General features: G+C 58.8%; 14 protein-coding genes. 5 read left to right on the top strand and 9 right to left on the bottom strand.

Annotated elements, in window-relative coordinates:
- Position 1: 1 nt before the first annotated feature.
- From QE432_RS02475 to QE432_RS02495, 5 genes are all read left to right on the top strand, one after another.
- Positions 2-292, top strand: coding sequence for a sarcosine oxidase subunit delta (locus QE432_RS02475; protein ID WP_003518230.1), 291 nt, complete (start codon positions 2-4; stop codon positions 290-292).
- Entirely contained in the window at positions 289-3213 is a 2925-nt protein-coding gene (locus QE432_RS02480) for a sarcosine oxidase subunit alpha family protein (RefSeq protein WP_306623297.1), read from the top strand. The genes QE432_RS02475 and QE432_RS02480 overlap by 4 nt, the downstream gene beginning before the upstream one ends.
- Positions 3206-3781, top strand: a complete 576-nt coding sequence (locus QE432_RS02485; RefSeq protein ID WP_306623299.1) for a sarcosine oxidase subunit gamma — start codon at positions 3206-3208, stop codon at positions 3779-3781. Before QE432_RS02480 ends, QE432_RS02485 begins: the two co-directional genes overlap by 8 nt.
- A 236-nt stretch (positions 3782-4017) precedes the next feature.
- Positions 4018-4338 (top strand): hypothetical protein, encoded by a 321-nt coding sequence (locus QE432_RS02490; protein ID WP_236761584.1) that lies wholly within the window; start codon positions 4018-4020, stop codon positions 4336-4338.
- Between the two features lie 204 nt (positions 4339-4542).
- Complete coding sequence (locus tag QE432_RS02495; protein ID WP_306623301.1) at positions 4543-5061, top strand: hypothetical protein; 519 nt, start codon at positions 4543-4545, stop codon at positions 5059-5061.
- 164 nt (positions 5062-5225) lie between these two features.
- Here QE432_RS02495 and nadE read toward each other — a convergent pair whose 3' ends face one another.
- The 9 genes from nadE to QE432_RS02540 form a co-directional block, all read right to left on the bottom strand.
- Positions 5226-6224 carry an NAD(+) synthase gene (gene nadE / locus QE432_RS02500; protein ID WP_065705748.1) on the bottom strand — a complete coding sequence of 333 codons (999 nt, stop codon included), beginning with the start codon at positions 6222-6224 and terminating at the stop codon, positions 5226-5228.
- Complete coding sequence (locus tag QE432_RS02505; protein ID WP_174012278.1) at positions 6221-7753, bottom strand: class I adenylate-forming enzyme family protein; 1533 nt, start codon at positions 7751-7753, stop codon at positions 6221-6223. Before QE432_RS02505 ends, nadE begins: the two co-directional genes overlap by 4 nt.
- A gap of 18 nt (positions 7754-7771) precedes the next feature.
- Complete coding sequence (locus QE432_RS02510; RefSeq protein ID WP_003518245.1) at positions 7772-8035, bottom strand: acyl carrier protein; 264 nt, start codon at positions 8033-8035, stop codon at positions 7772-7774.
- A complete protein-coding gene (gene asnB, locus QE432_RS02515) occupies positions 8032-9984 on the bottom strand; it encodes an asparagine synthase (glutamine-hydrolyzing) (RefSeq protein ID WP_065705743.1) in 1953 nt (650 codons plus the stop codon). The genes QE432_RS02510 and asnB overlap by 4 nt, the downstream gene beginning before the upstream one ends.
- A complete protein-coding gene (locus QE432_RS02520) occupies positions 9984-11108 on the bottom strand; it encodes a hypothetical protein (protein ID WP_013762220.1) in 1125 nt (374 codons plus the stop codon). The genes asnB and QE432_RS02520 overlap by 1 nt, the downstream gene beginning before the upstream one ends.
- A 244-nt stretch (positions 11109-11352) precedes the next feature.
- Positions 11353-14142 carry a bifunctional aconitate hydratase 2/2-methylisocitrate dehydratase gene (locus QE432_RS02525; RefSeq protein WP_019566858.1) on the bottom strand — a complete coding sequence of 930 codons (2790 nt, stop codon included), beginning with the start codon at positions 14140-14142 and terminating at the stop codon, positions 11353-11355.
- Between the two features lie 338 nt (positions 14143-14480).
- Entirely contained in the window at positions 14481-15038 is a 558-nt protein-coding gene (locus tag QE432_RS02530) for a fasciclin domain-containing protein (protein ID WP_003518253.1), read from the bottom strand.
- Positions 15039-15300: 262 nt separating this feature from the next.
- A complete protein-coding gene (locus tag QE432_RS02535; protein ID WP_174012317.1) occupies positions 15301-16554 on the bottom strand; it encodes a Zn-dependent hydrolase in 1254 nt (417 codons plus the stop codon).
- Positions 16555-16576: 22 nt separating this feature from the next.
- Positions 16577-17419, bottom strand: coding sequence for a BtpA/SgcQ family protein (locus tag QE432_RS02540; protein ID WP_174012276.1), 843 nt, complete (start codon positions 17417-17419; stop codon positions 16577-16579).
- Between the last annotated feature and the right edge of the window lie 24 nt (positions 17420-17443).

Genomic DNA, 17443 nt, shown 5'->3' on the forward strand with positions numbered 1-17443 from the left:
AATGCTGATCCCTCACCCACTGCTCGGGCCGCGCGACGCTCAGGAATTCACCTATCTCGGCGATGCCGCCCTGTTGCGTCGACCGGACGGAATGGCCGAGAGCGCTGCGAAAGACTTCAACGATTATGTCTATCTGCGTGACAATCCCGCCGGCCTGCATCGGGAACTGTGGTTTCACGAACAGGGTGATCGCAGCTGGCTCGTGGTCACGCGAAACACCGTCACCCATGAAATCCTCGGAGCGGAACTCGCAAACGAGGTGGCGCTCCGTCAGAAGGCAGATGAAGCATGAGACTGAAGGACGGCTTGATCGACCGCAGCAAGGTGCTGCATTTCACCTTCGATGGAAAGAATTATCAGGGGCATCCCGGCGACACGCTCGCCTCGGCACTTCTGGCAAACGATGTCCGCCTGATGGGGCGCAGCTTCAAATATCATCGCCCCAGAGGCGTGATCTCTGCCGGCTCAGAAGAGCCGAATGCGCTGGTCGAATTGCGCACGGGATCGCGGCTGGAGCCGAATACCCGCGCCACGACGGTCGAACTGTTCGACGGGTTGGAGGCGAAAAGCCAGAACCGCTGGCCGTCCCTGTCTTTCGATGCCCTTGCGATCAATGATCTGTTTGCCGATTTCCTGACCGCAGGCTTTTACTACAAAACGTTCATGTGGCCGAAGGCGTTCTGGGAAAAGCTCTATGAGCCCGCCATTCGCAAGGCTGCGGGACTTGGAAGCCTGTCGATGAAACCGGACCCCGACAGTTACGACAAGGGGTTCCTTCACTGCGATCTGCTGGTCATCGGCGCCGGAGCGGCCGGTCTGGCTGCTGCCCTGACCGCGGCGCGTGCCGGTGCCAAGGTTATTCTGGCGGACGAGGACAATCGCCTCGGAGGTCGCCTGCTTGCAGAGAGCCACCTGCTCGACGGCGCCCCTGCAACCGACTGGATCGGAACGCTAGAGGCGGAGTTTTCAACCCTGCCGAACCTGCGCGTCATGCGCCGCACCACGGTTTTCGGCTCATTCGACCATGGCATATTCGGTGCGGTCGAGCGGGTTTCCGACCATCTTGCCGCACCTAAGGGCGTACGCCAGTCCCTCTGGCGCATCACTGCAAAGCGCACGGTGCTTGCCGCCGGGGCGACAGAGAGGCATATCCCGTTTAAAAATAACGACCGGCCGGGGATCATGCTTGCCGGTTCGCTGCGTGCCTATGCCAATCGCTGGGCAGTCAGTCCGGCAGGCAGGGTCGCAATCTTCACCAATAACGATGACGGCCATCGGACCGCTATCGACCTGGCTGCGAAAGGTGTCGAGATCGCCGCAGTCATCGATCCGCGCCCGGATGCGCGGGCGCTTGCGGAATACCGCCTGATTGCGGGGGCGACAGTTACCGGCAGCAAAGGCAGGCTGGGGTTGGTTTCCATCGATGTCCGCAAGGATGGCTATGACGAAACCATCGATTGCGGTGCGCTTGGTATCTCCGGGGGCTGGAACCCCAATGTTCATCTTACATCGCACCAGCGCGGTCGCCCGTTATGGGATGACGGGCTACAGGCATTCCTGCCCGGTGACGTACCCTCGCATATGCTCGTTTCAGGGGCCGCGGCCGGCAAAGGCAGCACGGGGGCGGCGCTGATCTCCGGTGCATCCGCTGCCATAACGGCTCTGGAGCAAATGGGGATCGCCGCATCCAGGCCAGCCCTGCCGGAGGCCGAGGATACGCAAATCGGCATCAAGCCCCTGTGGCATGTGCCGGGGAAAGGGCGCGCCTGGGTCGATTTTCAGAACGACGTCACGGTCAAGGACATCAAGCTCGCCCATCAGGAAAACATGCGGCCCATCGAGCATCTCAAGCGCTGGACAACGCTTGGTATGGCAACTGACCAGGGCAAGACATCGAATGCCACCGCATTGGCGATCATGTCCGAACTGACGGGCAAATCGATACCGGATACGGGTACGACGATTTTTCGCCCTCCCTATACGCCGGTTTCGATGGCGGTACTCGGCGGCGGCGACACCGGCGCACATTTCCGTCCGCGCCGCCTGACACCCAGCCATGCCTGGGCTGAAGCGCATGGCGCCGTTTTCGTCGAAGTCGGTCAATGGATGCGTGCTCAATATTTCCCTCAAGCCGGGGAGACCCATTGGCGGCAATCCGTCGACCGCGAGGTTCTGGCCACCCGAAAGGGCGTCGGCATCTGCGATGTGACGACGCTTGGCAAGGTGGATGTTCAGGGCGCCGATGCGGCTGAATTTCTCGACCGTCTCTACTGCAATGCAATGAAGAGCCTCAAGGTCGGCATGGTCCGTTACGGCCTGATGCTGCGGGAAGACGGCCACGCCTATGATGACGGCACCTGTGCCCGTCTGCGTGAGGATCATTATATCGTCACCACGACCACGGCCCAGGCCGGCCCGGTCTATCGTCACATGGAATTCGCCCGCCAATGCCTGTGGCCGGAATTGGATGTGCAATTGATCTCGGCAACGGATGCCTGGGCACAGCTCGCAGTCGCCGGTCCGAACGCCCGCCGCCTTATCGAACGCATTGTCGATGGTTTCGACCTTTCCAACGCAGCCTTTCCCTTCATGGCCTGCGCCGAACTGACGGTTTGCGCGGGATTGCGAGCACGGCTGTTCCGGATCTCGTTTTCAGGGGAACTTGCTTACGAGATTGCAGTCCCCGCCCGTTACGGTAATGCCCTGATGTCCCGGCTGATGGAGATCGGTGCGGATTTTGGAGCCACCGCCTACGGGACGGAAGCGCTTGGTGTCATGCGTATCGAAAAAGGCCATGCTGCCGGAAACGAGTTGAACGGCCAGACGACGGCGCAGATGCTGGGCATGGGCAGGATGGTTTCGGCCAAGAAAGACGCGATTGGTACCGTCATGACTCGCCGCGAAGGGCTTGTCGGCGAAAGCCGGGTGCTCGTCGGCCTGCAGCCGCTTGCGGCAACGGACCCTGTGGTGTCAGGTTCACATCTGTTTACCCGCGGCGCCAGCCAGAATACCGAGACCGATCAAGGCTGGATCACATCCGCCTGCTATTCGCCCAACCTCGGTTTCAGCATCGGTCTTGGTTTCCTTGCCGATGGTGCAAACCGTATCGGAGAGATCGTCGTCGCGGCCAACCCCTTGCAGGGACAGTCGGTCGAATTGCGTGTGGTCTCGCCCCATTTCATCGACCCTGAGGGAGAGAGACTCCGTGCCTGATTTGAAGCCGACAACCGCACTCGGCGCGCAAACTTCGCGGCGCGCCCGCCATGGCACGCTGCGACTTGAGGAAAATTCGGGGCTTGCCCTCGCATCGCTCAGCCTGCGCCGCAACGTCAAAGAACCGGTGCCTTTTGACCTCACCTTGCCGGGTCCCGGAAAATGGGTCCAGCAAGGCACGGTTTCAGCTTTTTGGACGGGGCCGGGCCAATGGCTGATTGAGGCCGCAGACCGGGCCGAAACGGATTTCGCCGCAGAACTCGCGAGCCTTTGCCCTTCCTGTTCCGTGACTGAACAGACCGATGGCTTCGTCGCCTTCGAAATCGAGAGCGACGCAGGCGAGGCGCCGATTGTCGCGCTCATGCAGAAGCTGGTGAACCTCGATCCCTCGGTATTCGGGCAAGGGGCCGCCACGCGCACAGGCATGGAACATATGAGCGTTTTCGTCATCCGGCGCGCGCCGGACCGCCTTGCCATCCTCGGCATGCGCTCCGCTGCGGAAACACTGTGGCATGTGATCGAGAATGCGATCCGTCGTCAGGCGGAACTTCTTGGCGCTGCCGCATAAAGCGGGACTGCAAAGCCACCAGACCGTTTTTTGCCAATCGTCGACGTGTACGGGCGAACTGTGTCGTGTTGACATGGGCGCATCGGGATCATCTCGAACGGTTACCGTTCTGAGCCATCAGTGAATAATCGCTCTGACGACGGCGCAAATCATATTGTCGCAAAAATCGACTAGATGGGCTATCGCCGCCTGTGAAAACGGCCGGACTAGTGCAGCGGAAATATGAGGTTATCGTAGTGACAAGCGACAATGTTCAATATTTTTCGGCAACACTCTATTTTGACGACGGCGCGACCAGAGCCTGGACTACCGGTCTCGAGCATTTCGGCCAAGCGAATTTGCTCTTCGACACGTCGTCGGATAACCAAACGGAGGCTCTTCTTGCCGTATTTGGGCTTGGACATCTCGCCGTCCACGGAAAATGCTTCAAGGCGGGCGAAGCCGTAACCTCATTCGACCTTCTTGCCCGGTTTGAATCCGCCGAAATGGGCGGGCAGCCCATGCTGCAGATTGTCAAACACCAAGCCGGCCGAACTGTATTGAATCGGCCAGGCTAGCAACAACAGAGCATTTTCATTCCCACTATGGAAATGCCGTCTTCCGCCCCGCTTTCCTTGCGGTCGGATGACGAGTTTTGTTCTGGCGAGCTGGGGAAAACGCTTCGCGTATATCGACAGGGCGTGAATTATGGTGCTCCAAGGAATGGCAAAGCCTGACGCAATCTCTTCAAACGCACGACGGGCAAATTCTAAGGGACGCCAATGTTTGCATTCACACCTTTCCTTCGCGGCACCGTCGTAATGTCCGTAGCCATTACTGCGCTTCATGCCGGTAGCGCTTTGGCTGCCGAAATCGATCCCGCATTCTATGATGCGGCCCTGTGCAATCCGCCCTATTCGATGACATCGGCGACCGAAATTTATGATGCCGCCGAAAAACTTGCAAAGGCCGACACATCATCTTTGGGTGCGGCTATCTATAAGCTTCCGAACCAGATCGGCCGCGATGGGTTTGAGAGTGACGAAGTCTTCTTCGCCAATCGTGCAGTCGGTGTTTTGATCAAGGGCCAGCGTGCCGATGCTCTGGCAGCGAAATATGATTTGAAACCGGAAACTTCAGACCTGATGGGTACATCGAGCAAGGGTTATGCCCGGCAGCTTCCGCAGGACCAGCAGCCGCCTGAAGGTCTGGCTGGACCGGGAAAAGTCTCCATTGTGGCGCGCGAAGGTGCGGCACTTGGCGACAAGACCCTGTTGGCGTGCGAATTCGCAGCGGACTGAATGGTGGCGAAGCACTGCCAATCCTAACGGCTTGACTAACAAATGTAATTACCGCCCGCATACCGCTTTCGCAGCTCTTCTGCTGGCGGGCGGCTACATATTCATATCGAGGTTTGTTTCATACGCCAGCCTGATCGCCCAGGCCGGCGCCGCTTGGAACAATCTCAGGATTTCGCCTGAGCGCCCTCATGGAAATGGATAGGGGCGTGGTGCAGATAGTGCGCAACCTTTCGCTTGGCGGCGATATCGGTCCAGACGAACCGGACATTGTCCTCCGTCAACCCGGTCGCCGTGGCGATCTCGGTTGCAGGCACGCCGTGTTCCAGACCGTAGAGGCAGATATCCATCTTGTCGTAAGGAAGCGCGAAATAGAACTCTTCCTGCGTCTGCGGCATGGAATAGGTATCCGTTGTCGGCGGGCGGGAGCGGATTTCCTGCGGGACGCCGAGATGGGCCGCGAGTTGATAGACCTGTGATTTGTAAAGATGGGCGATCGGCTTGATGTCGGCAGCGCCGTCGCCGTTCTTGACGAAGAAGCCCTGGTCGTACTCCAGCCGGTTCGGGGTTCCGAGCACCGCGAAGTTCAGGCGGTCGGCGTGATAATATTCGAACTGCTTGCGCGTGCGCTGCTTCATATTCGTCGCCGCAACGATGCCGAGATAGGCTTTTGCGGAGAGACGAACCTTGCGCGTTTCGCCCGATGGCGAACGGACGACCAGCGAGGAAATATTATAGGCGCCGGTGCTCATGGCGTTGTCGAAGACGATCTTGGAGGCCCAGCCCGGCCCGTATTCAGGAACAACCTCGCGGATGAAGCCATCGCGCCTTTCATAACAACCCATGGCGGCAAGCGAAGGGCCGATATCTTCCAGCACGCAGTCCATACCCAGCTTCGTCGCCAAAGCCTGCCCCAAGCGCAGGCTTTCCGGGTCGGAATCGTTTTCCGGCATGAACAGGCCAATAACATTTGCTGCCCCGAGCGCGTGAACGGCAAGTGCGGCGCAGACGCTGGAATCGATACCGCCGGAAATGCCGAGCACCAGCCCACGCTTGCGCAGGTTGAAACGAAGCGACTGGCGGATTTTTTCGGCGATACGCTCTACCTCCGCCGCCGCATCAAGTTCAAGCGGCGAGAAAGGCAGGCTCTGTGCATTGTTCGTCATCGATTGTTCTCCGTATCTTGAGCAGCGAGGCGGCGACTGACCTTGCCGGTATCCGTCGTCGGCAGGAAATCGCGAAATTCAACCAGTGTTGGCACCATGTGGGTTTCGAGGTGCAGAGCGCAGTAGCGCATGACGTCTTTTGCGGTGATCGCCTCGTCGGATGCGATCACGATCGCCTTCACCGCCTGACCGAAAACCTCATGCGCAACGCCGACGACCAATGCGTCCGAGACGCCCGGCATGGCTTGCAGAACGGCCTCGACCGCCTGCGGCGCAACCTTTTCGCCACGCGACTTGATGATATCGTCCTTGCGGGCAACGAAGGTGAGATAACCCTCGGCATCGCAGGTAAACAGGTCGCCGGTGTGAAGACGCGTCCGGCCCGTTGCGGCATCAACGCGCAGCGCGCGCGCTGTGGCAGCCTCGTTGCGCCAATAACCACGCATGACGTGCGGCCCGCTGACCACGAGTTCGCCGACCTCTCCGGGCAACAGGCTGTCTCCGTCCTCGTTCACCACGGCGATGGCAGTGCCCGGAATGGCGATGCCGACAGAACCGCGTTTCCTGTCGAGGTCTTCCGGCGGCAGAAAGCTGATACGGGTACACTCCGTCTGGCCATACATGCAAAACAGGTGCACATGCGGCAGAAAGGTCCGCAGCCAGTCGATATGGGTGGGCGACAAGGGTGCGGCGGCAGCGGTGACGTAGCGCAGGCTTTCAAACAGCGCCGGCGGCAGATCGCGCGTCTGCATCATGATGGACAGCATGGTCGGCACCAGCGCGAAGCCCGTTATCCGCTCGTCGCGGATACGCTCGAAAATCAGATGCGGATAGGCGAAGGATTTCTCGATCACCAGCGTGCCGCCGACGAAAACGCTGGAAAGCAGCTGGTTCAGGCCATATCCGAACGAAAGCGGCAATACTCCGAGCAGAATATCTTCCGGCCTATTGCCGAGATAAAAGGTAATCGAACGGACGGCCGCATCCATGTTATCATGTGCCAGCATCACGCCCTTTGGCTCGCCGGTGGAGCCAGATGTATAGATGATTACTGCCAGATCGGTATCGAGCAGGTTTTGCGGCAGCGCGCCTATCGGTTCCTCGAGCATCGCGTCAAAATCGACACTATCGGCCGTTGGGTTCGGCGCGCCGGAAACGATGCGCAACAACGGAGAAGAACCGGCCGCATCCGAAACGACCTTTTCCAGCCGGGCCTCGGCAACCACGGCAAAGGGCGTACAACTGTCCAGAATTTGCGAAAGGCGTGCGGCCTTGGACGATGGGTTGATAGGGCAGGCAACAGCGCCCGCCATCCAGCAACCGAAAACCGCAACCGCCATGCGCCAGCCATTGTCCAGCACAAGAACGACACGGTCTCCCGGGTTTGCGCCTCGCGCTATCAGAGCAGTGGCGAAAGCCTCGCTCATCGTCTTGAGTTCGCCGTAACTCAGGCGCGTCTCACCGGCCACCAGCGCCGTCTTGCCGGCATGGCGCTCCGCACTTCGATGCAGGTAGTGGTCGATACGCAATTGGCGCTTCCCGAAATTTCAGGCGGTCTGCTTGCGACCGATGAAGGCGGCGATGTTGTCGATCGTATCGAGATTGGCCGGTACGATATCGCCGTCGGCAACGCGGACGCCATAGCGTTCCTCGATGAAGCTCACCAATTCGAGAATTCCCGTGGAATCGACCATGTCATTGTCGATCAACGAAAGATCATCGCCAAACGGCCGGCTTTCGTCACCGAACAAAAAGTTTTCGATGATGAAACCGCGAATTTCGGCTTTCATGCCGGTGCTTTCATTGGTCATTTGGAGCTTCCTTCGATTTTTTGCGATGACATTGTGGAATTATGGGTCGTGGCAGCGTGCAGAAGCTGGGTCGAGAGTATGCCGACGAAGGCGGCGTTGTCGCGAAAGCCGGTCGCCTGTTTTTGCCGCACCTTTGTCGTCAGCTTTTCCACCGCCTGGGCATGGAACAGGCCGGTGGTCCTCACTTGACCGGTGGAAAGTACGGTTTCGAGATAGCCGGCATCCGCGAAGGCTTCTGCGTCGGGCGCGCGATAGGGCTGCTTGGGTCGGTTTAATATTGAATCGGGCACCAGCTCGGCTGCCGCCTGTTTGAGGATATATTTTTCCTTCAGACCGCGCAGTTTCGCCTCGGGATGGAGCGCTGCGGCAAAGTCCACCACACGGGGATCGAGGAACGGAAACCGGCCTTCCACTCCATTTGCCATCATGACCCGGTCTCCCTGACTGGACAGAATATAGCCGGGCAAGAGAAATGCTGTCTCGAGGTACTGCGCCTGATGAAGCGGATGCCAGCGGCGGAAATCCTCCGGCAACTGCGCGGCAAGATCGGCCGCAGCGTCGTAGTCGCCAAGCTGCGCTTTCAATTCCGCTGAAAAGAAGATTTTCGCCGCCGCCGTCGAGCGCAAGCGCGGCCGATGGGAAAACAGCGGCTCGTCGGTGGCTTCTGCGCCGAAGGAGAAGAAGCGTGCCAGATAATCCGGCGTCTGCTGTTTCAGCCCCGGAAGGTAGGGATAAAGCCGCTGGAACAGTTTCGGCCGGCGAGCCGATTGCGGCTGGCGGCTGCAAAAGCGCCGTACCCGCGCTTCGCGGAAAATATCGTAGCCAGCGAACAGCTCATCAGCACCTTCACCGGTCAGCACCACCTTCATGCCCCGTTCGCGCACATGCCGGGAAAGCAGGTAAAGCGGCACCGGTGCTGTGCGAAGAATGGGCGTCTGCACGTGCTCCATGACCTCAGGCATGTATTGCGCTATGTCCGCAGTTGAGCACTCCGTGGTTTCGGATGCGACGCCAAGATGCTGGCTCATTGTTTTCTGCCAGATACTTTCGTCGTGCTCCGCACTTTCGAAGGCCAGCGAAAATGTGCGCAGGCCTCGGCTAACGCTTTGCGCAGCCAGGGCAGAAACGAGGGAGGAATCGAGCCCGCCGGACAGATAGGAGCCGACAGGCACATCGGCGCGAAGCCTGATCCGCGTTGCGTCGGCCAGAAGCGCCGTCAGCTCTTCCACCTGCGCGCCAAGGCTTGCCGGCGGTGCTGCGTCCTTGCCGTCAGGATAGGAAAGCTGCCACCAGCGCCGTACCGTGGACGCGCCATCGCGCAGGATCATCAGATGACCGGGCGGCAATTCGTGAATGCCGCGAAAGGCGGTGCGCGGCGGCAACGGGAACCAGAAGGTGAATATCTGATCCAGCGCTACCGGATCGATCTCGGCCGTCATTCCCGGCAACGCCAGAAGGGCCCCGATCTCGGATGCGAAATAAAACGTACCTTCATGCCACGTATAATAAAGCGGCCGGACACCCATCCGGTCACGCGCAAGCACCAGCGTGTCGTTGCGGGCGTCGTGCAGGGCGAAGGCAAAATCGCCGTTGAATTCGTTGAGGCAATCCAGCCCCTTGTCTCGATAGTCATGCAGGATGACTTCGGTGTCGGAGTGGGTGCGGAAATGGTGGCCGCGTGCGGACAGCGTTTCGCGCAGTTCGACGTGATTGAAGATTTCGCCGTTGAAGGAAATGGCAAGATCGTCTTCGACGGTGCGCATCGGCTGCGCGCCATCGGCAATGCCCACAATCGCCAGCCGTGCGTGGGCAAGGCCGACATCGCCGCGCAGCAGGGCTCCATGCGCATCTGGACCACGATGCTTAAGACGCGACGCCATCAGCGCAAGGCGCTCGTTTGCGCGCTCGGCCGGCATGTCGTGTCGATAAAATCCGGCAATTCCGCACATTACTCGACCGCCTGACCAAAGCTGTCACCGATGAGGCGCGTCCAGCTTTCACCGCAAAAGCCGTTGAAAAATGCCGTCCCATCCGTCGCTGCCTTGAGGAGGTCCGCATTGCGCGAATGCACGATGGTGGATGACGCATGCAGAAACGTGCATTTCTTGCCGAGCATCGCCCGGAGCAGTGCCGGCTGGGTGCGACCTCTGATGGCCGCGAGACCACGATCATAGGCATTGCGGATCAGCCGGTCGATCACGATCTGCTCCTGCCCGGGTACGGCCATGATCTGCAGCGTCCGGCCGATGCCCGTTGGATTGCCGTGGTAAAGAAAAAGCCCCACCGCTCTACCGCCGCGGGCCCTCACAATCCGCTGGACTGGTTCGCCGTGCAGACGTTTGCGTTTGGCGTGTTGGAGCATGTGCAACAGGCTTTCCTCGGTCCAAACGGGATGGAGCGGAAAGTGGCCGACGAGTTCCCGTGCCAGACGCGCGAATTCGGTATCGCTCGCGTCGTCGTCGGTAAAGCTGTCCACCTTGTCCGGATGTGATGCGTAATAGGATAATGCTCGCCCATGGCCACGCGCCGAAATGGTGCGGTCGATGATCTTGCTGAACGGCGTCAGCGCGCGGAAAGTGCTGGAGAAACGATCAGCGGCTATTTCCAGCCCGAATGAAGCCGGGCGTAAAATCCGCAGCCAATCGAGACTGTAGGAGGCGAGCAGCTGGCCGCGCATCGTCTTCCACATATCGGCGGAAACGTCGTTGATCGTCTCCCCAAATGTCAGCTCCTGAGGTCCACCCAAAACTTCGCGCAGCAAACGCGCTCCGGCAAAGGGATCGGTCTCACGGTCTTCAGCGACAAAGGAAGAGCAGACAGCGGCCTGTATGTTCCGGCCATTAAGTTCCATTGCCACGGGCAAAACACCCAGAAATCCAGACACGCGCCCATCGTCGCGCACATAGACCTTGGAGTGAATATCCGGATTTATGTTTGAATTTTCGAGAAAGACGGCGCGCAAATATGAGGTCAGATCATCTGTCGCAGCCCCATCTTTCTTCCGCAAAAAACGGTGAAACATGTCAGCCACGGACACGAGATCGTCCGCAATAAATGAGCGTATTTCAGACATACTCGCCGCTTCTTGCCGGATAGATATTTAATCGAAAGTAATTATCATTCCTATTCTGCCGCAGGCGTATTAATCAGAAGTTATGTGCCGGCGTTTTTTCGCGTGATTGTGGCGTTTTGCCAATAATTTGACGGGTAATTTCAACCCTAGAGCGCGTCCGGTTTCAACTAAATTCGGTGGACGCGCTCTATATCTTTGGTTTCAAACGTTTTTCCGGACGTAAAGTTCTACGCCCGGAAATACTTTAGTATTGGACAGACAGGGAATCGATTGGCGCAGCTTTCGGCGGTGCGAACTTGGTCAGATCGATACCTACCACGGCGGCCTTGTATTCCTCAGCGCTCGGTGTGCGGCCAAGGATTGCCGACAGTACCACGACAGGGGTCGAGGCCAGCAGCGATTCACCCTTCTTCTCGGCAGTGTCCTCAACAACGCGGCCCTGGAAGAGACGGGTCGAGGTTGCCAGAACAGTATCACCCTTCTCCGCCTTCTCCTGGTTGCCCATGCAAAGGTTGCAGCCCGGGCGCTCCAGATAGAGGATGTTCTCGTATTCCGTCCGGTTGGCAGTCTTCGGCTTGAGATCATCGAACTCGAAGCCGGAATACTTCTGCAGGATTTCCCAATCCCCTTCCGCCTTCAGCTCGTCGATGATGTTATAGGTCGGTGCCGCGACCACGAGCGGCGCCTTGAACTCGACCTTGCCTTCGGCCTTCTCGATGTTCTTCAGCATCTGGGCGACGATCTTTATGTCGCCCTTATGCACCATGCACGAACCGACGAAGCCCAGATCGACCTTCTTGGTGCCGCCGTAATAGGACACCGGACGGATCGTGTCATGGGTGTAGCGCCGGGAGACATCGGTGTTGTTGACGTCGGGGTCGGCGATCATCGGTTCGTCGATCACGTCCAGATCCACGACGACTTCAGCGAAATATTTCGCATTGTCGTCAGGGGCCAGAGCGGGCTTTTCGCCCGAGCGGATTTCGGCAATACGCTGATCTGCCTTGGCGATCAGGCCCTTCAGTGTCTGGGCGGCATTATCCATGCCCTTGTCGATCATGATCTGGATACGCGACTTGGCGATTTCCAGCGACTCGATCAGCGTCTCGTCTTCAGAGATACAGATCGACGCCTTGGCCTTCATCTCGGCCGTCCAGTCGGTAAAGGTGAAGGCCTGGTCAGCGAGCAGCGTGCCGATATGGACTTCGATGATGCGGCCCTGGAAAACGTTGTCGCCATGCTGCTTCAGCATCTGCGCCTGCGTCGCATGGACAACATCGCGGAAGTCCATATGCGGCTGCATCTTGCCCTTAAAGGTGACCTTGACGGATTGCGGGATCGGCATGGTCGCCTCGCCCGTCGCCAGTGCCAGCGCCACAGTGCCCGAGTCGGCACCGAAGGCCACGCCCTTGGACATGCGGGTGTGGCTGTCGCCGCCGATGATGATCGCCCAGTCGTCCACGGTGATGTCGTTCAGCACCTTGTGGATCACGTCCGTCATCGAATGATAGACGCCCTTGGGGTCGCGGGCAGTGATGACGCCGAAGTTGTTCATGAAGGACATGAGCTTCGGAATGTTCGCCTGCGCCTTCTTGTCCCAGACGGAGGCCGTGTGGCAACCCGACTGGTACGCACCATCCACCAGCGGCGAAATGACGGTTGCCGCCATCGCCTCAAGTTCCTGCGCCGTCATCAGACCGGTCGTGTCCTGCGAGCCGACGATGTTGACCTTCACGCGCACGTCGGAGCCGGCATGCAGCACCTTGCCGGGCGTGACGCCAACGGCGTTGCGGTTGAAGATCTTCTCCACGGCGGTGAGGCCCTGGCCTTCGATGGAAATTTCCTTGTTGGGCGCAAAGACCGGGGTGGCCTCGACGCCAAGCGTTTCAGCCGCAAACGTCTGGAGCTTCTTGCCGAAGACGATGGCATAGGAGCTGCCCGCCTTCATGAATTCCATCTTCTGCGGTGTGAAGGAGGATGAGAGATCGACCAGTTCCGTGCCGTTCTCGTCACGAAGCTTGTAGTTCTTGGCGTCGATCTTCAAAACGGTGCCGGTCTCAACCGAATATTTCTGCTCCAGAACCGGATTGCCGTCATTGTTGAGGATGGGCTTGCCGTCTTCGCCGAGTTTCTTCACCCAGTTCTTCAGGTTGATGCCGATGCCGCCCGTGACGTCGACAGTGGTGGCGAAGATCGGCGAAATGCCGTTGGTGCCGGCAACGATCGGGGCGAAGTTGACGAAGGGCACATAGGGGCTGGCCTGCTTGCCGGTCCACAGCGCCACGTTGTTGACGCCCGACATGCGCGACGAGCCGACGCCCATCGTGCCCTTTTCGGCGATCATCATCACCCGCTTGTCGGGATGCTGCTTCTGTAGCGCGACGATTTCCGCCTGCGCTTCCGGCGTGATCATACACTGGCCGTGCAGCTGCCGGTCGGAGCGCGAATGCGCCTGGTTGCCAGGCGACAGAAGATCGGTCGAAATATCGCCTTCGGCGGCGATGAAGGTCACGACCTTGATCTCATCCTCGACATCGGGGAGCTTGGTAAAGAACTCAGCCTTGGCATAGCTCTCAAGAACGCCCTTCGCGACGGTATTGCCCGCCTTGAACGCATCACGCAGCCGGAACATGTCGGCGTCATAGAGGAACACCTGCGTCTTCAGCACTTCGCCTGCCTGCTGGGCAAGCCCGGCATCATCGCCAAGGGCGATGTCGAGCAGCGCTTCGATGGAGGGGCCACCCTTCATATGCGACAGCAGTTCAAGGGCGAAAGTGGGCGTGATCTCCGGAACGACAGTTTCGCCCAGAATGATCTGCTTCAGAAAGGCCGCCTTGACGCCGGCAGCGCTCGTGGTGCCTGGCAAGGTGTTGTAAATGAAGAATTTGAGGGCATCCGCGCGATATTCGCTACCGGTATCCCTGATCAAGGCAATGATTTCGCCGGTTAATCCGCCATCGTCGATCGGCTTGGGAGCGAGCCCTTGAGTTTTTCTGCTTTCGATCTCAGCCAGGTAATCCAAGTAAAGGTTCATCGCAATCCCAACGTCATGAGGTGTATGGCGCCGAAACGCAGCGCCACGAAACACTATTGTTAATCGGCCCAGGGTCCTATCGATTTCGAGTACGTCAACCAGGGCCGGAAGGCAAGATAGCGCACTCTGTTTCTGTTTTCGATAACGGAACAGGAGAACATGCGGGCAGGCATGCCGTCTGCCGTCGTGCCCCCAGGGATGCGCCCGGCATTCCTCCCCGCGGCCTGCCGTACGCGATGCCGGCAAACCATAGACTCACCGATAGAAGCAACGTCGAGCACAAAAAAATCCGGCCACCGAGGAGGTGGCCGGATCAGGCATGCAGAAGATAAGAGCAATCACATCTTCGGAAGCAGAACCTTGTCGATGACATGAATGACGCCGTTCGACTGCTTGACATCGGCGATCGTCACATGCGCAACACCACCCGCTTCGTCGGTCAGGGTAATCTTGCCCATGCTTTCCTTCGCCTTGAGGATGCAGCCGCCGACCGTCTTCACATCATGGGTGCCGTTGTCATCCTTGATCATCTTCTCGATGGCGCTGGACATGGCATCGGCCGCCACGACATGACAGGTCAGGATTTTGGTCAGCTGCGCCTTGTTTTCCGGCTTCAGCAGAGTTTCGACTGTACCCTTCGGCAATTTGGCAAAGGCCTCATTGGTCGGAGCAAAGACCGTGAACGGTCCCTTGCCCTGAAGGGTTTCTACGAGACCGGCAGCCTTGACGGCGGCGACCAGCGTGGTGTGATCCTTCGAGTTGACGGCATTCTCGATGATGTTCTTGTTTTCGTACATTGCTGCACCGCCGACCTTTGGATTTTCAGCAAAGGCACCCGAAGCAAGAGTCGAGATTGCCGTCGCAAGGGCGAGCGTACGGATTGCGGACTTGAACATTGAATATTCCTCTTCCCTAATCGCCTCGGCGCGGAAGCGCGCCTCTGAAGGCCTGTCGTTCCCGTCTCGGGGAACAGCACAAGTGACGAGAGCGACAGGAGGAAAGTTTCAAGCAAAAGGCAGTTTCATACGATCACTTGCTACAGCGCTGATTCATTTCGGCTTTTTCTCAACCGAACTATACTCGCGATCGGCCAGCGCGCAGTGATCTGCAAACGGAGCAACCCCAACAAGGGGCGAAAGCTCCCCGCAAACATTCAATTTACAACGCTGCCGTCGGCGCCAGCAGCTGGAGAAGCGAAGCCAAGAGCATGTTGCCACCCGCAATACTATGCTCCTGCTCCACATATTCAGCCTCATTGTGACTGAGACCATCCCGGCAGGGTACGAAAATCATGGCCGATGGCGCGACGCGGTTCATAAAAAGCGCATCGTGGAATGCGCCGGAGAGCATTCTCTTTGTTGCAAAGTCCCGCTCTTGTGCGGCCTGATCCAATACGGCAAGCAATTCATCCGGAAAACTTGCCGGCGGCATGTCAAAAATCTGCGAAATAGTCGCCGAGCAGCCTGTGTCCGCCGCTGCCTGCTGGATAGCCATGCGGATTGTCTGCTCCATGACGCCGATTGTTGTCAGCGAAGGGTGTCTAAAATCGATCGTGAAGCGCACCGTTGCCGGGATCGCGTTCACCGCGCCGGGCTCAAGGGCCATTCGGCCAATCGTGAAACGCGCGGCCGGATCGGCCGGCATGATGTCGCGATAGAGTTCAGCAAACGCGTTGGCCGTGGCTTGCATGGGGTCGTGCCGATATTGCAGCGCCGTTGTTCCAGCGTGGGCGGTCTGCCCTTCGATAATCACCTCCAGCCAGCGCGTTCCCTGTATGCCGGTGACGATGCCGATCGGTAAGCCCTCTTTTTCCAATGAAGGGCCTTGCTCGATATGGACCTCGAGATAAGCGAAAACCGGCGTGCCCAGAGGCCGCATCGCGGCAACCGGGAGACTTTCCAGCGTGGCGGAGAGTTCATCTGCGAAAAGCGCACCGTCAGTCGCGCGCATGGTCTCCCAGGCGCTTGGAATTGAACCGGCGGCAAAGGCCATGGAGCCCATGCAGCCCGGCGCGAAGCGGCAGCCCTCTTCATTCGTGAAAGACACGACCTCCACCGGCCGCTCGGTTTCCACCCCGCAATCCTCGAGTGTTTCCAGAACCTCAAAAGCTGCGAGCGTGCCGAGCGCACCGTCAAAACGACCGCCTGTGGGCTGACTGTCGAGATGACTGCCGATAAGCAGCGGCGACAGATCCGGGTTGCTCCCCTCGCGGCGAATGAACAGATTGGCAATCGGGTCCTGAAAGACCTTGAAGCCCCGCTGCAGCGCCAGCTCCGTCAGCAATTGCCGCGCCTGCCGGTCGAGGCCGGTCAAGGCCTGGCGGTTGACGCCACCCTTTGCCGTCGCGCCTATTTGCGCAAACCGGTCGAGTCGATCGATAAGTCGCTGCCCGTTGATCGAAAGAGTTTGCATCATCATCATTTCCCGTTTGCCCTCAACCCGAAAGCCCTGGCTGCGCCGCCTCAACAAACGATCGCACACGGGCAGGCTCGACAGGGTTCCACCAGACACCGCCCTGTTTTAGCGACGAAGCGACGATGACACCGCTGGTGCGCTTCAGGATTTCAACGATATTGGCTTCCCCAACACCAGAACCGACCAGAAGCGGAAGATGTGTGGCCTGCCCGATCTCTTCGATTTCCGCCATCGTTGCGCTGTTACCGGTTCGCTGGCCAGTAGCGATCACCGCATCCGCATCAAAGAAAGCAAGGTCGCGGGTCAGCTCATCGATGCTACGATCACCCGTGATCGCATGCGCGCCATGCTTAACGTGGCTGTCGGCGAAAACCTTTATGTGCTCGGCCCTGAGCAGGGATCGATAACGCATCGCTTCCGCCGCACGCCCTTCCATGAAACCCTCGTTAGCGACATAGGCATTGGCCCACTGGTTGACGCGGATGAATTTCGCCCCGCCTGCCATGGCAGTGGCGAAAGCCGGGATCGGCGCATTGGCAAGCACGTTGATACCGAGCGGAACGCCAGTCGCCCGCGCGACCCGGTCAGTCACCACGCTCATGAAGGCAGCTGTCTCATGACCGATATCCTCCGGCTTGGAAAAGGGAATATCGCCATGGTTTTCAACGAGAAGACCATGCATACCGCCTTCGATCAAAGCCTCGGCGTCGCGCATGCAGACGTCGTAGATGGCATCCATGGCCGCGCCACGATACCTCGGTGCTCCGGGAAACGGTGGGCAATGCACCATGCCGATCAAGGCCTTGTCACGACCAAAGATTTCCTGGATGGCGTTCGCCCTATTGTCGGATATGATCTGCATGCCTTGTCCTCTCGAAAGTTTTTC

It is taken from the genome of Agrobacterium sp. SORGH_AS_0745 (assembly GCF_030818995.1).
Lineage (GTDB): Bacteria > Pseudomonadota > Alphaproteobacteria > Rhizobiales > Rhizobiaceae > Agrobacterium > Agrobacterium tumefaciens.

Coding starts and splice junctions, on each gene's coding strand:
- QE432_RS02535 (WP_174012317.1), bottom strand. CDS start 16,554: ATGCAAACTCTTTCGATCAACGGGCAGCGACTTATCGATCGACTCGAC.
- QE432_RS02520 (WP_013762220.1), bottom strand. CDS start 11,108: ATGTCTGAAATACGCTCATTTATTGCGGACGATCTCGTGTCCGTGGCT.
- nadE (WP_065705748.1), bottom strand. CDS start 6,224: ATGACGAACAATGCACAGAGCCTGCCTTTCTCGCCGCTTGAACTTGAT.
- QE432_RS02495 (WP_306623301.1), top strand. CDS start 4,543: ATGTTTGCATTCACACCTTTCCTTCGCGGCACCGTCGTAATGTCCGTA.
- QE432_RS02540 (WP_174012276.1), bottom strand. CDS start 17,419: ATGCAGATCATATCCGACAATAGGGCGAACGCCATCCAGGAAATCTTT.
- QE432_RS02525 (WP_019566858.1), bottom strand. CDS start 14,142: ATGAACCTTTACTTGGATTACCTGGCTGAGATCGAAAGCAGAAAAACT.
- asnB (WP_065705743.1), bottom strand. CDS start 9,984: ATGTGCGGAATTGCCGGATTTTATCGACACGACATGCCGGCCGAGCGC.
- QE432_RS02530 (WP_003518253.1), bottom strand. CDS start 15,038: ATGTTCAAGTCCGCAATCCGTACGCTCGCCCTTGCGACGGCAATCTCG.
- QE432_RS02475 (WP_003518230.1), top strand. CDS start 2: ATGCTGATCCCTCACCCACTGCTCGGGCCGCGCGACGCTCAGGAATTC.
- QE432_RS02510 (WP_003518245.1), bottom strand. CDS start 8,035: ATGACCAATGAAAGCACCGGCATGAAAGCCGAAATTCGCGGTTTCATC.
- QE432_RS02480 (WP_306623297.1), top strand. CDS start 289: ATGAGACTGAAGGACGGCTTGATCGACCGCAGCAAGGTGCTGCATTTC.